The sequence below is a fragment of the Microbacterium sp. NPDC055502 genome, from assembly GCF_053643635.1.
Genome location: NZ_JBSHKJ010000002.1, coordinates 1 through 13,718, shown reverse-complemented (window position 1 = coordinate 13,718; position 13,718 = coordinate 1). Strand labels below are relative to the sequence as shown.

The 13,718-nt window shown below is 70.3% G+C and carries 12 protein-coding genes and 2 riboswitches; all 12 genes read right to left on the bottom strand.

Annotated features, from left to right (window positions below):
* Positions 1–71: 71 nt before the first annotated feature.
* Complete coding sequence (locus ACWH95_RS11100) at positions 72–1,724, bottom strand: peptide ABC transporter substrate-binding protein (protein ID WP_136028634.1); 1,653 nt, start codon at positions 1,722–1,724, stop codon at positions 72–74.
* 215 nt (positions 1,725–1,939) lie between these two features.
* Positions 1,940–4,780, bottom strand: a complete 2,841-nt coding sequence (gene gcvP / locus ACWH95_RS11095) for an aminomethyl-transferring glycine dehydrogenase (RefSeq protein ID WP_454120999.1) — start codon at positions 4,778–4,780, stop codon at positions 1,940–1,942.
* Positions 4,781–4,841: 61 nt separating this feature from the next.
* Complete coding sequence (gene gcvH, locus ACWH95_RS11090; RefSeq protein WP_136028632.1) at positions 4,842–5,219, bottom strand: glycine cleavage system protein GcvH; 378 nt, start codon at positions 5,217–5,219, stop codon at positions 4,842–4,844.
* Positions 5,216–6,331, bottom strand: coding sequence for a glycine cleavage system aminomethyltransferase GcvT (gene gcvT, locus ACWH95_RS11085; protein WP_454120672.1), 1,116 nt, complete (start codon positions 6,329–6,331; stop codon positions 5,216–5,218). Before gcvT ends, gcvH begins: the two co-directional genes overlap by 4 nt.
* A gap of 54 nt (positions 6,332–6,385) precedes the next feature.
* Positions 6,386–6,483, bottom strand: a riboswitch (glycine riboswitch).
* A 1-nt stretch (position 6,484) separates the two neighbouring features.
* Positions 6,485–6,579, bottom strand: a riboswitch (glycine riboswitch).
* Positions 6,580–6,602: 23 nt separating this feature from the next.
* On the bottom strand, positions 6,603–7,652 hold the full coding sequence (locus ACWH95_RS11080) for a hypothetical protein (RefSeq protein WP_136028630.1): 1,050 nt from the start codon (positions 7,650–7,652) through the stop codon (positions 6,603–6,605).
* Positions 7,653–7,721: 69 nt separating this feature from the next.
* Entirely contained in the window at positions 7,722–7,934 is a 213-nt protein-coding gene (locus ACWH95_RS11075; protein WP_136028629.1) for a hypothetical protein, read from the bottom strand.
* Positions 7,931–9,007: a glycosyltransferase gene (locus ACWH95_RS11070; RefSeq protein ID WP_454120671.1), complete on the bottom strand. Its 1,077-nt coding sequence runs from the start codon at positions 9,005–9,007 to the stop codon at positions 7,931–7,933. Before ACWH95_RS11070 ends, ACWH95_RS11075 begins: the two co-directional genes overlap by 4 nt.
* Entirely contained in the window at positions 9,004–9,540 is a 537-nt protein-coding gene (locus ACWH95_RS11065; protein ID WP_454120670.1) for a nitroreductase family protein, read from the bottom strand. The genes ACWH95_RS11070 and ACWH95_RS11065 overlap by 4 nt, the downstream gene beginning before the upstream one ends.
* Positions 9,537–10,958: a hypothetical protein gene (locus ACWH95_RS11060; RefSeq protein WP_454120669.1), complete on the bottom strand. Its 1,422-nt coding sequence runs from the start codon at positions 10,956–10,958 to the stop codon at positions 9,537–9,539. Before ACWH95_RS11060 ends, ACWH95_RS11065 begins: the two co-directional genes overlap by 4 nt.
* Positions 10,942–11,424 carry a hypothetical protein gene (locus ACWH95_RS11055; protein WP_454120668.1) on the bottom strand — a complete coding sequence of 161 codons (483 nt, stop codon included), beginning with the start codon at positions 11,422–11,424 and terminating at the stop codon, positions 10,942–10,944. The genes ACWH95_RS11060 and ACWH95_RS11055 overlap by 17 nt, the downstream gene beginning before the upstream one ends.
* Positions 11,403–12,605: a YcaO-like family protein gene (locus ACWH95_RS11050; protein WP_454120667.1), complete on the bottom strand. Its 1,203-nt coding sequence runs from the start codon at positions 12,603–12,605 to the stop codon at positions 11,403–11,405. The genes ACWH95_RS11055 and ACWH95_RS11050 overlap by 22 nt, the downstream gene beginning before the upstream one ends.
* Positions 12,606–13,033: 428 nt before the next feature.
* Positions 13,034–13,718, bottom strand: a 685-nt coding sequence (locus ACWH95_RS11045) for an ABC transporter ATP-binding protein (protein ID WP_454120666.1), incomplete at its 5' end; no start/stop codon positions are given.

The window sequence follows — 13,718 nt, the reverse complement described above, 5'->3', positions numbered from 1 at the left end:
ACCGAACGGGAGCACCCGACGAGGCGGTGACGGAAACCGTCACCGCCTCGCGGGTGCGAGCTCCGTCAGGCCTATTCGGCAGCCTTCGTGATCTCGTAGTACAGCGGGACCGAGTTCCAGCCGAACGTGACGTTGTCGACCGTGTCGGCGTAACCACCGGTCACGTTGGAGTACCACAGCGGGATCGCGGGGAGATCGTTGAACAGGATCTCCTGCGCCTTGGTGAACTCCTCGACCTGGGCCGCGGTGTCGGTGTTGCTGATGCCCTCGGCGATCAGCGCATCGAACTCGGGGTTCGAGTAGTCACCGTCGTTGGAGCCGGCGTTGGTCGCGTAGAGCGGGCCGAGGAAGTTGTACAGACCGGGGTAGTCGGCCTGCCAACCCGAACGGGCAGCGGTCTTGATGCTGTTGTTGTTGATCTCCTCGCGGATGACCGAGAAGGTCGGGTACGGGTCGCCCGATGCCTCGATGCCCAGCGTGTTGGAGATCGCGTTGGTCACGGCGTCGACCCACTCCTGGTGGCCACCGTCGGTGTTGTAGGCGATCTTGAACTCGCCCTCCCACGGGGAGATGGCGTCGGCCTCGGCCCACAGCTCCTTGGCCTTCTCGGGGTCGTACTTGAGGACCTCGTTGCCCTTGATCGAGTCGGACCAGCCGTCGATGACCGGCGACGTGAAGTCGGAGGCCGTGGTGCGGGTGCCGAAGAAGATCTTGTCGGTGATCTGGTCGCGGTCGAACGCCATCGAGATGGCCTGACGACGGAGGATGCCCTCTTCGCCGGAGAAGTGCGGCAGGAACTGACCGATCGTGAACGACTGGAAGACGGCCGACGGCTGGTTCACCGCGCGGTCGCCCAGGTCGTCCTGGAAGGTCGGCAGCGACACGGACGGGATGACGTCGATGACGTCGACCTTGTTGCCCTGCAGGTCGGCGTAGGCCGCGTCCTGCGTCGCGTAGAAGATGATCGACAGGCCGCCGTTCTTGGCCTTGCGACCGCCGTCGTAGTCGTCGTTGCGGACCAGGTCGATCTGCACGTCGTGCTGCCAGGCGCCCTCACCGTCGAGCTTGTACGGGCCGTTGCCGATCGGGTTCTCGCCGAACGCGTCGATGTCCTCGAACGCGACGTCGGGCAGCGGGTAGTAGGCCGAGTAGCCGAGGCGCAGCGCGAAATCGGCGGCCGGCTTGTTCAGCGTGATCGTGAACGTGTAGTCGTCGACCTGCTGGAGACCGGACATGTCGCCCTGAGCGCCGTACACGTCGGGGGTGTTCTGGAAGCCCTCGATGTCTTCGAAGAAGTAGCTCGAGAGGTGGGCGTTCTCCGCCTGTGCGCCGTAGTTCCACGCCTTGATGAAGTTGTCGGCGGTGACCTCTTCGCCGTTGGAGAAGGTCTGACCCTCCTTCAGCTTCACGGTGAGGTGCTGCGGGTCCTCGGTGGTGATCTCCTCGGCCATGTCGTTGACCGGCTTGCCCTCGGCGTCGTAGTAGACGAGCCCGGCGAAGATCTCGTCGAGGATCTTGCCGCCACCGACCTCGTTCGTGTTGGTCGGGATCAGCGGGTTCTCCGGCTCCGAGCCGTTCGTCGTGATGATGGCATCCGGGTCGGCCTTGGCCCCACCGTTGCCGCCGTCACCGGTGTTGCCGGATCCGCCCGCGCAGCCCGCGAGCGCCAGAGCGCCACCCGCGAACAGCGCGACGCCCGCCAGGGCGATCTTGTTGCGCTTCACTTTGTGTCCTCCTGTGGACGTGGGAATTCTGCGTGCGCATCGTCGAGCACGCAGGGATACCTGAGCGTAACCCGCGAGTCCGCCCGCCGACGCACTCGGCTAACGAACTGTTACTGAGTGGTGACCAATCGTCACACGCGCGAAACATGGGGAGACGAGGACGGCGCCGCGCCACCCGGAGGTGACCGCGACGCCGTCCGCGGATCAGCAGGGACTCAGGCGAACGCCTCCACCGGCGGGCACGCGCACACCAGGTTGCGGTCGCCGTACGCCTGGTCGATCCGGCGCACCGGCGGCCAGTACTTGGCGGCCACGAGCGAGCGCACCGGGTAGGCCGCCTCCTCGCGCGTGTAGGCGTGCCCCCACTCCCCCGCGATGAGCGACACCGCGGTGTGCGGTGCGTGCACGAGCGGGTTGTCGTCGGCCGGCCAGCGTCCGGCGGCCACCGCGTCGGCCTCGGCCTTGATCATGATCATGGCCTCGATGAACCGCTCGATCTCGTCGAGGTCCTCCGACTCGGTCGGCTCCACCATCAGGGTGCCGGCGACCGGGAACGACATCGTCGGCGCGTGGAACCCGTAGTCGATGAGGCGCTTGGCGACGTCGTCGACCGTGATGCCCGTTGCCTCCTTGAGCGGACGCAGGTCGAGGATGCACTCGTGCGCGACCCGGCCGTTCTCGCCCGTGTAGAGCACGGGGAAGTGCGAGCCCAGCCGCTCCGCGATGTAGTTCGCCGAGAGCACGGCCGCTGCGGTCGCCCGGCGCAGCCCGTCGGCTCCCATCATGCGCACGTAGGCCCAGGAGATCGGCAGGATGCCCGCGGAACCGTAGGGGGCCGCCGAGATGACCGCACCGTCGAACGTGTAGCCGCCGAAATGCTCGGCGCGCTGTGCCAGCGGGTGCGAGGGCAGGTACGGGGCCAGGTGCGCCTTCGCCGCGACCGGGCCGATGCCGGGGCCACCCCCGCCGTGCGGGATCGCGAACGTCTTGTGCAGGTTGAGGTGCGAGACGTCGCCGCCCAGGTCACCGAAGCGCGCGTAGCCGAGCAGCGCGTTGAGGTTCGCGCCGTCGACGTACACCTGACCGCCGGCCTCGTGCACCGCCGTCGTGATCTCGACCACCTGCTCCTCGTACACCCCGTGCGTCGAGGGGTACGTGATCATCAGCGCAGCGAGCTCATCGGCGTGCTGCGCGATCTTGGCGCGGAGGTCGTCGAGGTCGACGTTGCCGAGCGCATCGCTGGCCACGACCACGACCTTCATGCCCGCCAGCACGGCAGACGCAGCGTTCGTGCCGTGCGCCGACGACGGGATGAGGCACACCGTGCGGTGCGCGTCGCCGTTCGCGTGGTGGTAGCCGCGGATCGCGAGCAGGCCGGCGAGCTCGCCCTGCGACCCCGCGTTCGGCTGCAGCGACACCGCGTCGTAGCCGGTGATCTCGGCGAGCCAGCTCTCGAGCTGATCGATCAGTTCGAGATAGCCCTGCACGTCGTCCGCCGGGGCGAACGGGTGGATGCCAGCGAACTCGGGCCACGTGATCGCCGCCATCTCGGTCGCCGCGTTCAGCTTCATGGTGCACGAGCCGAGCGGGATCATGCCGCGATCGAGCGCGTAGTCGCGGTCGGACAGGCTCTTGAGGTAGCGCATCATCGCGGTCTCGCTGCGGTGCGCGTGGAACACCGGGTGCGTGAGGTACTCGTCCGCGCGGCGGAGAGCCTCCGGCAGCGCGACCGAGACACCCGCGACGAACGCGAACGCGCGCTCCGTCGGCCCGCCGAACACCAGCGCCACGCGGTGCAGGTCGGTGAACGTCGTCGTCTCGTCCACCGCGACACCGATCGTGTCGGCGTCGGCGACTCGCAGCAGGATGCCGTGCTCCTCGCGCGCGCGGGCGGCATGCTCCGCCGCCGCGCCAGGCACCCGCACCGTGAGCGTGTCGAAGAAGTGCTCGTGCACGACCTCGGCCCCCGCCTCGACCAGCCAGTCACGCAACAGGGTGGCCTTGCCGGCGACGCCCTGGGCGATCGAGCGCAGCCCGTCGGGGCCGTGGTACACCGCGTACATCGAAGCCATGACCGCGAGCAGCACCTGCGCCGTGCAGATGTTGGACGTGGCCTTCTCCCGGCGGATGTGCTGCTCGCGCGTCTGCAGCGAGAGCCGGTACGCGGGCTTGCCGTCGGCATCGACCGACACCCCGACCAGTCGCCCCGGCAGCTGGCGCTCGAGGCCGGAGCGCACCGCCATGTAGCCGGCGTGCGGTCCGCCGAAGCCCATCGGCACGCCGAAGCGCTGCGTGGTGCCGACCGCGACGTCGGCGCCCATCGTCCCCGGGGCCGTGAGCAGTGTGAGCGCCAGCAGGTCGGCCGCGGCCACGGCGAGACCACCCGCAAGGTGCGCGGCCTCGAACACCGCCGTCGGATCCCACACGCGACCGGACCCGCCGGGGTACTGCACGAACACGCCGAACAGCTCGTCCGGCAGCTCCTCGCCCGCCGCGAGGTCGACCGTCACGAGCTCGACGCCGAGGGCGTCCGCGCGGGACGCGAGCATGGCCCTGGTCTGCGGCAGCGCGTCGGCGTCGACCACGAACACGTTCGACGAGGACTTCGAGGCCCGCCGCGCGAGCAGCATCCCCTCGACCACGGCCGTGGACTCGTCGAGCATCGACGCGTTCGCGGTGCTGAGGCCGGTGAGCTCGGCGACCATGGTCTGGAAGTTGATGAGCGCCTCCAGGCGCCCCTGCGAGATCTCGGGCTGGTACGGCGTGTAAGCCGTGTACCAGGAGGGGTTCTCCAGCACGTTGCGCTGGATCACCTGGGGCGTGATGGTGCCGTAGTACCCGAGGCCGATCATCGCGCGGCGGACCGTGTTGCGCGACGCGAGCGCCCGCAGCTCGGCCAGGGCCTCGGTCTCGCTCGCGGCGGCGGGGATGCGCGACTCCGCGACCGCGGCCTCCGGCCCCGTGTAGATCGAGGCGGGGACGGCCTGGCGCATGAGCGTCTCGACCGGGCTGGTGGGCCCGTCCTCCGCGCCGCCGAGCCCGAGCGCGTCGAGCATCGTGCGCTGTGCGGCCTCGGTGGGTCCGATGTGACGATCGGCGAAAGCAACCACGTGTGTCTCAGCCCTCCGTGAGTGCGACGTAGGCGTCGCGGTCGAGCAGTCCGTCCAGGGCGCCGGCGGCGACCGAGACCTTGAGCAGCCAGCCGCCCTCGAAGGGCTCGGCGTTCACCAGCGACGGGTCGTCGACCACGGCGTCGTTGATCTCGACGACCGTGCCGGCCACCGGGGCGTAGAGCTCGCCGACCGACTTGGTCGACTCGATCTCGCCCACCACGGAGCCGGCGGTGATCTCGGTGCCGACGGCGGGGAGCTCGACGAACACCACGTCGCCCAGCTTCTCGGCGGCGTAGTCGGTGATGCCGATGGTCACGGTGTCGCCGTCACCGGCGATCCACTCGTGCTCGTCGGTGTAGCGGAGTGCGCTGAGGTCGGTCATGAGTTCCTCCGGTAGAAAGGCAGGGCGGTCACGGTCGCGGGGATACGGGTCCCCCGCACATCAAGGAATACTGCGGTTCCCTCTTCCGCGGAAGAAGGGTCGACGTAGGCCATCGCGATCGGATGACCCAGCGTCGGGCTCAGGGCGCCGCTGGTGATCTCCCCCAGCGGGGCACCGTCGGCGTCGACCACCGCGTAGCCGGCGCGGCCCGCGCGGCGACCCTCGGCGGTCAGTCCGACCAGGACGCGCGCGTCGGCCGCCGGGGCGGGGGCGTCCTTGCCGACGAAGCGCTCCTTCGCGACGACCACCACGCGACCGAGGCCCGCCTGCGCGGGCGACGTGTCCAGGCTCAGCTCATGGCCGTACAGGGGCATCCCGGCCTCGAGCCGGAGCGTGTCGCGCGCCGCGAGGCCCGCCGGCACCAGGCCCAGGGGCGTCCCGGCGGCGAGCACGGCATCCCACAGCGCGGCCGCGTGAGCCGCCGGCACCAGAAGCTCGAAGCCGTCCTCGCCCGTGTAGCCGGTACGGGCGAGGAACAGCGGCCGCCCCGCGAACGTCGCGGACGCCCAGGCGTAGTAGCGCTGCTCGGCCCACGGCACGCTCACCTCGCCGATACCGGCCGTCGCGGCGAGGATCTCCTCGGCGCGCGGACCCTGCACCGCGATGAGGGCGTAGTCGTCGGACACGTCGGCGACCTCGACCTGCTCGACCCCGGAGTGCGCGACCCGGTCCGCGAGCGCACCACGGACGGCGTCACGGTTGCCGGCGTTGGAGATGATCAGGTAGTCGTCGTCGGCGAGCCGGTACACGATCACGTCGTCGACGATGCCGCCCTCGGGCGTGAGCAGCAGCGAGTACTTCGCCTTGCCGACCGCGAGAGCCGACAGCCGTCCGGCCAGTGCGTAGTCGAGGAAGGCACCCGCGTCCCCTCCGCGCACGGTGAACTCGGCCATGTGCGAGATGTCGAAGATGCCCGCCGCCTGGCGCACGGCGTGGTGCTCGGCGAGGTCGGATGTGTAGCGCACCGGCATCTGCCAGCCGCCGAAGTCGGTGAAGGATGCGCCGAGGGCCTCGTGGCGCTCGCGCAGCGGGGTGAAGCGGGGGTCGGACATGGAGTTCTCCCGGGCTGGGTCGGGCGGAACGGCGGCAACGCCGTTCCAGGGAACTCCCCCTCTGTCATGGGCCTGAGAGCTTCGCCCGCACGAGCACGCGGGCTTTCACCGTCGGCGGATCCCCGACAGCTCGGGATCGCTTTTCAGAGCGGCCGGACCCCCGCGGTACGCGTACCTGAGAGATTGGCGGGGAGGCTTGCTCCTTCGGTGCCCGGCTGCGTGCGCCGGGGCTCTCCCGCGTGGGTCGTTCGGCCTGTCTTCGATTGTGGCTTCAGTCTAGCCCGAGGCGCGCGTCGGCCTCGCTCGCGGATCGCGCGTCGTCGAAGGCGTCGTCGACGAGCACCGACCAGATCGGAGATGGGACGCCCGTCCACTCGGCGATCGCGTGCTCGAGGTTGAGGCGCGCGGCCGCCGGGTCGAGCGTCCTCCGGCAGTGACGCGACACCCTGCTCGCTTCACGGACCGTCCCACGGCACGCCAACCAGAGCAGGGCAAGGTCGCGCGGTTTCACCTCCGCCCCGACATCGCCCGCCAGCTCGCGTGCGCGCTCGGCGGCCGTGCGCACGACCTCGACAGGATCCTCCCCCGCCGCGCGGAGCCCGTCGTTCACGCTCCGCACCCGCCAGGCGACGTCCTGCCCCCGCTCCAACCAGCGCAGCAGGAGCTGCCCATCGCCTCCTCGCCGGTCGATCACCGGGAACGCCGAGACCGCATGCGTGGTCGAACCTGCGAGGGCGTCACCGCCTCCGCGCGAGACCGCGCCCCGGCTCCCCTGCCGATCGTTTCCCACGAGGCTCGGCAGCTGCCCGTGGTCGGCAGCCGACGGATAGCACGCCCACACCTCCCGACCGCGTTCGGCGAGTGCATGACGCAGATTCACGTCGTCGAGCAGCGACGTGGGCGGCCGGCGAGCGATGTCCCGCGCGAGGTCGGCCGGCATGCTCACGCAGACGGCGGGCAGGTAGGGGTCGACGATCTCACCCCAGTGCGGAAGCGCGCCGGATGCCCTGACCAGCTGCGCGGACGCGGTCGACCAGCCGACGTAATGAACCAGCACATCGTCCGGCCTCTCGGTGATCGATGATCGGATGCGATCGACGGCATCGGGCACCAGTTCGGCGTCGTCCTGCACGACGAGGTGGTGCGTGGCGTCCGTCCTCGCCCCGCCCCAGGCGAGGAGAGATGCGGCGAGCGCCGACGGCGGCCCATCCGGGTCGGGGTCGAGCGCGAGGGACGGCTCGAGCGGCTCCAGGCGCTCGAGCAGGCTGCGGGCCGCGTCCGCACGGGACGGATGACTCATGACGGCGGCGGACAGCTCCACGGTCGCCTCCTTCGGGTCGGGGAAGGTGCCGCCCGGGTTCCCCGGGCGGCACCCCTCATGCGTCCCGGCTCAGTGCCGGGGGTCGTTGCAGTTACACGGCAGCGCGCAGCAGTTGCCCGGCGCCACACAGGACATGCATCCTCCACAGGCGATGCAGCCGGAGATATCGATGTTCTCCTCCTCGGTCGCCTCGATCAGCGCGCCGAGCAGCGACTCGAAATCGGCCGCGTCACCGGCGGGCCCAGTGGCCCTGCTCGGGGCCTCGATGTCGACAATGCTCATACCTTCTCACCCCCTTTCCTCCGTTCATCCATGAACGCCCCACGACTCCGGTCCTCGAGGACCAGGTCGCCGAGCGCGTCGGGAGAGATGTAGGCGGATCGCAGCTCCGCGAGCCGTGCGTCGTCGCCGGCGCCGAGCACCCGCTCGGCGAGACGCGCGAAGTCCCCTTCCGTCGCCTCGGGTCCGGCCACGGCGAAGGGCGCGTACCGGGCGAGCAGCGCGGTGCGCCGGACCGACACGGGATCGTGCACGTCGCCGTACACCGGCGCGAGGGAGGCGATGGTCGGTACACCCAGGTACGCCAGCTCGCACGTCGTCATCCCGTTGCCGTTGCACACCGCCAGATCGGCGCCGGCCAGGATCTCTGCGGCATCGGGGCGACGGCCGAGCCACCGGACCCGGCGATCGGTCAGCGCCCCCGCGGTCGGGTCGTCGCCGAGTATCAGCAGTTCATCGTCACCGCGCGCCCACTCGAGCACCTGCGGCACCAGGCTCTTCAGCATCCGCAGCGACGCCGGGTTCGACGTGCTTCCTCCCAGTGTCATGACGATCCGTCGCCCGGTCGCGTCAGCGACGGCGGCCGGGGCCCGTCGCCTTTCGAGGAGCGGCGGTGCCACCGGGCCGACGAACTCCACCCGCGAGGCGGTGTACGGGTCGAGCGGATGCGCCTCCGCGAAGTCCACTACGAGGGTGCGGCGGGCCGGATACAAGACGGTGTCGACGCCGAGATCCCGTTCGGCGAAGAGCCAATCGGTCAGCATCACGATGGGCGCCGCAGTATGCTCGCGGATCACCGGCGGAAGATAGTGCAGCTCATCGACCACGAACAGCTCGGACCCTGCGAGCCCCGGCAGGAGGCCGGCGAGCGCGGCCACCGCTTCCGGGGCGAAGTCGCGCCGATCCACGATGCCGGCGTCCTCGCATTCGACGCCCATCATCCGGAAGTACTCCGCACCGTATCCGTAGCTGACCACGTCGACCATGTGGCCCCGACGCTGCAGTGCCGCCACGAGCCGCAGACTGCGCGAGGCGTGCCCGAATCCGTGGCCGCGGCAGAAGACGGTGATGATCATCCCTGCGTCGCCCCTTCGCTGGGGACGCCGACCGCGAGAGTGAACAGGGGCCGAAGCCCGGACGGCGCGAGATCGTGTCGGCGCCCGCCCTCTACCCGCCCGTACGGCACGCAGCCCAGCCCGACGCGCAGGAGCGAGAGCCACAGCAGTTGCGCCGCGTGCCCCAGCGCGACGTGCAGATCGACGTACTCGTCCTCCGTGAGCCGACCGAAGGCGGGCGTGTCCATTGCGAAGCAGACGAAGGCCGGGGCCGCACCGTAGACGTCGCCGAACCGTCGGTGCAGCGCCGGGTCGGCATCGGGCGAGACCAGGACCGCATGCACGTCCGGGCGGAGCGGACCGGAGAAGGGCGGGAGCGCGGCGATGGCCCGCTCGATCGGCGCGAGGTCGACGTGGCTCCTCCAGGTGCGCACGCTGCGTCGCGGTGGCCACGGTTCCCGTGCCCCCGGGCGCGGCTCCGGAGCCGACACCACTCGGGTGTATGGTTCGCCCGCCGTCTCGACGAACGCGAAGAAGTCCTCCTGGGCGCTCATGCGTGCTCACCCCCGGCATCCGACGCCACGAACACGGCCGCCGACAGGCGGCGCCGGGGCAGAGCCGCGACGGCGTCCTCCCATCGGCCGAGGCCCTCGAACCGGATGCCGGTGTGTGAGGCTCCGACCGCCTCCTGCAGCAGTGCGAGGCACATGCCCAGTTCGAGCGCCGCGAGGCGCGGGGCATTGCCGGCGTACTTGGGCAGCAGAGCATCGATGTCGGTCACGGCGATCAGGGCCACGCCGTCGGGCGCGTCCAGGACGAAGGGGGTGCGCACCTGGGCCAGACCGCTGCGCCCCTCCCGTCCTTCGAATGCGAAGGTGTGGCAGAGGCCGTCCACAACGGATGCCACGTAGCACCCGGTCGCCCGCAATCCGCCGGCGCTGGGCACGCCGCGATGCACTCCCCCGGCCTCCCCGAACAGGTCTCCCACGATCGCCACGAGGCCCTCGAGCGCCGCCGGCCGCACCGAGGAGGGGTACACAGGAGAGTCCTCGACGGCTCCCCTCTTCACCCGGATGCGCGGCCGCTGCGGTGACGACGGGGGCGCATCCTCCGTGCTCGGCAGGGGCGGGGAGAGGAGACCGTCCACGTCGAAGGCGTAGGGCGATGCGATCCGCTCCTCGTACGCGAGCGCCGGGAACGGAGACCCCTCGTCCGCCCCGCGGCAGCGCCGACAGTCCAGACGCGCACGAAGCACCTCGTGCTCGAGGAGCCCGGTGGCGAGGTCGAGCCGGAGCGCCGAGCCGTTGGCGACCGCGCCGAGCTCGAGCCGCTGGAGCATCGTGACGACGGCGGCGGCGACCAGCGGCGCCCGCGCGTCTCGGCTGATCCGCGACGCGCCGGTCAGGCCGCGCAGTCCTGCGCCGACGCAGTCAGTGCAGGGCGCGGCGCGGAGGGCCGTCGGGGCTGCGCACACGATCGCCTCGTCCGACGCGCGGAACATCACGACCAGCGTCTCCTCGGGCAGCGGTGGCAGCGGACTGTCCTCGTCCACCTCCACGAACAGCACGTCGCCGACCGAGGCACCCTCGATCCCGACTGTCACGTCGACCCGCGAGGCGACCAGATCGCCCAGTTGCTCCTGCAGGTGCGTCGCGAGGTCGGCGGAGTTCGTCCGCGCCGCGGACGCTTCGCTGATCAGGGATCGGGTGTGCGCGGACACACGACGAGCGGCGCCCCCGAGCTCGGCCCACGTCTCATGCACGTGCCCGCACTCCCGGCAGGGAGCGGCGAGAAGATCGAGCCGTCCGAGTCCGCGACGCAGGTCTGCATCCCCCGCTCTCTGCTCGGAGCGCAGCGGCGTCACGACGCGGACGATCTGGCCGAGCGCGACCGAGACCTTGCCGTCGGGAGCACTCCACACCTCCACGCCGGTGCGCACGGGAATCGACGTGGTGTCAGTGGTCGACGGCACAGTGGCACTCCTCATCCGGGATCAGCCGCCACGAACGCACGGTCGCGGTCCGCGGATCCACCTCGCGGAGCGCCGACCGCCCGTCCTCCGGGGTCTGCAGCAGGACCAGCGCCTGCAGCGCCACGAGCCAGGCCGTGGCCGCGGTCATCGTGCGCCCGCGCGCCACGAGCACGTGATCGGGCCCCACGAGACCGCTACCCAGACCGTGCTGGGTCCGGCGCGCGATCGCGCAGCAGGGGCAGCCGGGGGCACCGCGCCGCACCGGGCCCACCAGGACCCCTCGACCGTCCAGCAGGACCGGCACCACCGGAGTGCTGCCCTCGATGCACAAGCCCTCGGTCGAGCGGCGCGCGATGGCGAGCTCTCCCACCACCCCCGCGTCGCGCGCGAGCCCCTGGAAGGCACGGCGCATCAGGTCGAGTTCGGGATCGGGCGTCGACGGCTCTAGGCGAACGGCTGCGGCCATGTGTTCAACTCCTCTTCCGGGTGCACGGGGTGACCGAGGTCGGCCGGGGCCTGGTAGAGGCGCGGATGCCGCCGATACTGCGCGTGGCGATGCGGGGTGAAGGGCATGAGCTCGGGGATCACCACGGCGTAGGCGTGCAGACCGAGCTGGCGGGTCCAGTCCGTGTCGCGGCACTGCGCGTACACCGCGTGGCCGCGCGAGGCGGCGGTGTCGAGGATCCGGCGCAGGGCGGCCTGCGCATCTGCGGCGAAGGGTGCCGTCGGCGCCTCGATCTCGACCGTGCCGCGGCGGAGGAAGTCGAAGACGTGGTCATTGGCGGGCGCTCCGCACACCGAGGCGCCGAATCCCAGCGAATCCTCCGCCGGTGTGCCGAGCTGGGCGGCCGTGTAACAGGTGAACGCCTCGGTCAGCGCCTTCGTCACCGCGACATCGAAGGTCAGCCCGGTGCCCGCGCTGACGATCGTACGGACGGCGGGGTCGAAGGGGGCCGCGAGCAGCACGTACACCGCGGGGACGCCGTACTCGTTGCGGAGGTCGTACACCTCGATGTCGAAGAACTGCTCCGTCATGCTCTCGATCCGCGCCCGGACATCGCCGCCGAGCGAGGCCGTCCTGATCCGGGGCAGAGGCAGTCGCTGGAGCCAGGTCAGGGCGATCATGTCACGCTCGATCACCTCCGACGCGGCGCCGAAGAGGGCCTGCTCGCGAGTGGCGTGCACGGCATGGCCGGTGGAGATCGGGAACCAGAACCGGTCGTGAGGGTTCCGACCGTGGTCGCGGTAGGTGACCATGATCCTCGGGAGGTACGCGGCCCCGCCGCGGACGAGGTCCTCGCCGAGGATCCAGGTCACAGGTGCGTGCGGGTTCACCGGTTCCAGCGGGCAGTCCGGGTGCGCGAGCTCGGCCGGACTGCACTCGGCGACGGAGGCGAGATCGAGGTGCGGATGGTCGAGCTCGGCGGCCGGTGCGACCACCACCGTGTCCCCGGGCAGCTCACGCCCGAGGTAGCGCTCCACAGCCTCCGCGAAGGCCTTGATCTCGGCGGTCTCGCGGTGATCGTCGATGCCCCCGCAGAACACGAAGCGGCTCCGAGCGGTCGACCGCCCGGCGAAGCCGCTGCCGATCGAGGAGAAGATGCAGTGCCCGGATCCGAACTGCCACGTGTGGCTGTTGTCCTGCATGCTGCCGATCGCGGAATAGGGGCCCACTGCCGCCCGCAGAGCATCCGAGAATTGTTCCTCGGCTTGCAATTCTGCAAATGGCGCTTCTCTTCTTCGAGACATATCTACCGTGCGTTTCGATGTTTATCCGTCAGGGGGCCGATAATACAGTCACGCTTATCGGTACGAGCGACCATATATCGGCTGGCACCACTTGTCAACGGATCGACGCGCAAGCATGCCGATCAATATCTCGCAGATCAGCGACCTTTTCGCGTCACGCCCGCGCGCACGTATCGGCGCGAGCGGACCGCGACAGCATCGTCGCGCTCGCGCATTCGCACGCCGTCTACAATGGCGAAAGGCGACATTTTCGGACACCACTCCGAAATGTCCAGAGAAATGCGTCGCGAAACGCGAAGAAAGTGTGCTCGCCCTCCTGGGCGGCGTCAGCGGCCAGCGAGCTCCGCACGCACCTCATCGCGAAGACGGCCGAGGTTCTCGGGTTCGGGGGCGGCGCCGAGGAGGGTCTTGGTGTACTCGTGCTGCGGGTTCAGGATGACCTGGTCGGCGGGTCCGCGTTCGACGACGTCGCCCTTGTAGAGCACCATGATCTCATCGGAGAAGTGGCGGGCTGTGGCGAGGTCGTGGGTGATGTACAGCACGCCCAGGTTCTCTTCCCGCTGCAGCTCGGCCAGCAGGTTCAGGACCCCGAGCCGGATCGACACGTCCAACATGCTCACCGGCTCGTCGGCCACGATGAACCGTGCCCCTGGGGCCAGCGCCCTCGCGATCGCGACCCGCTGCCGCTGCCCGCCGGACAGCTCGTGCGGGCGGCGCTCGGCGAAGCTCTCCCCCGGGGTCAGCCGGACCCGTTCGAGCAGCTCGATCGCCCGCGCCCGCACCGCCGTCCCGGACAGCTTCGGGTGGTGCAGGCGGATCGGACGCTCCAGGTGATGCACGATCGTGTGGAACGGGTTCAACGACGCGAACGGGTCCTGGAACACCATCTGCACATCCGACCGGTACCGCTCCAACCCCCGACCCCGGGTGCCCGACTCGACACCGTCGAGGAGGATGGACCCGGAGGTGGGCGTCTCCAGCTTCATCAGCATCCGCGCGATCGTCGACTTC

Excerpts from the sequence above, each read along its gene's own strand:
- ACWH95_RS11050 (WP_454120667.1), bottom strand. The coding sequence starts at position 12,605 with ATGCAGGACAACAGCCACACGTGGCAGTTCGGATCCGGGCACTGCATC.
- gcvP (WP_454120999.1), bottom strand. The coding sequence starts at position 4,780 with ATGCTCGACGCGCTCGGGCTCGGCGGCGCGGAGGACGGGCCCACCAGC.
- gcvT (WP_454120672.1), bottom strand. The coding sequence starts at position 6,331 with ATGTCCGACCCCCGCTTCACCCCGCTGCGCGAGCGCCACGAGGCCCTC.
- gcvH (WP_136028632.1), bottom strand. The coding sequence starts at position 5,219 with ATGACCGACCTCAGCGCACTCCGCTACACCGACGAGCACGAGTGGATC.
- ACWH95_RS11075 (WP_136028629.1), bottom strand. The coding sequence starts at position 7,934 with ATGAGCATTGTCGACATCGAGGCCCCGAGCAGGGCCACTGGGCCCGCC.
- ACWH95_RS11070 (WP_454120671.1), bottom strand. The coding sequence starts at position 9,007 with ATGATCATCACCGTCTTCTGCCGCGGCCACGGATTCGGGCACGCCTCG.
- ACWH95_RS11055 (WP_454120668.1), bottom strand. The coding sequence starts at position 11,424 with ATGGCCGCAGCCGTTCGCCTAGAGCCGTCGACGCCCGATCCCGAACTC.
- ACWH95_RS11065 (WP_454120670.1), bottom strand. The coding sequence starts at position 9,540 with ATGAGCGCCCAGGAGGACTTCTTCGCGTTCGTCGAGACGGCGGGCGAA.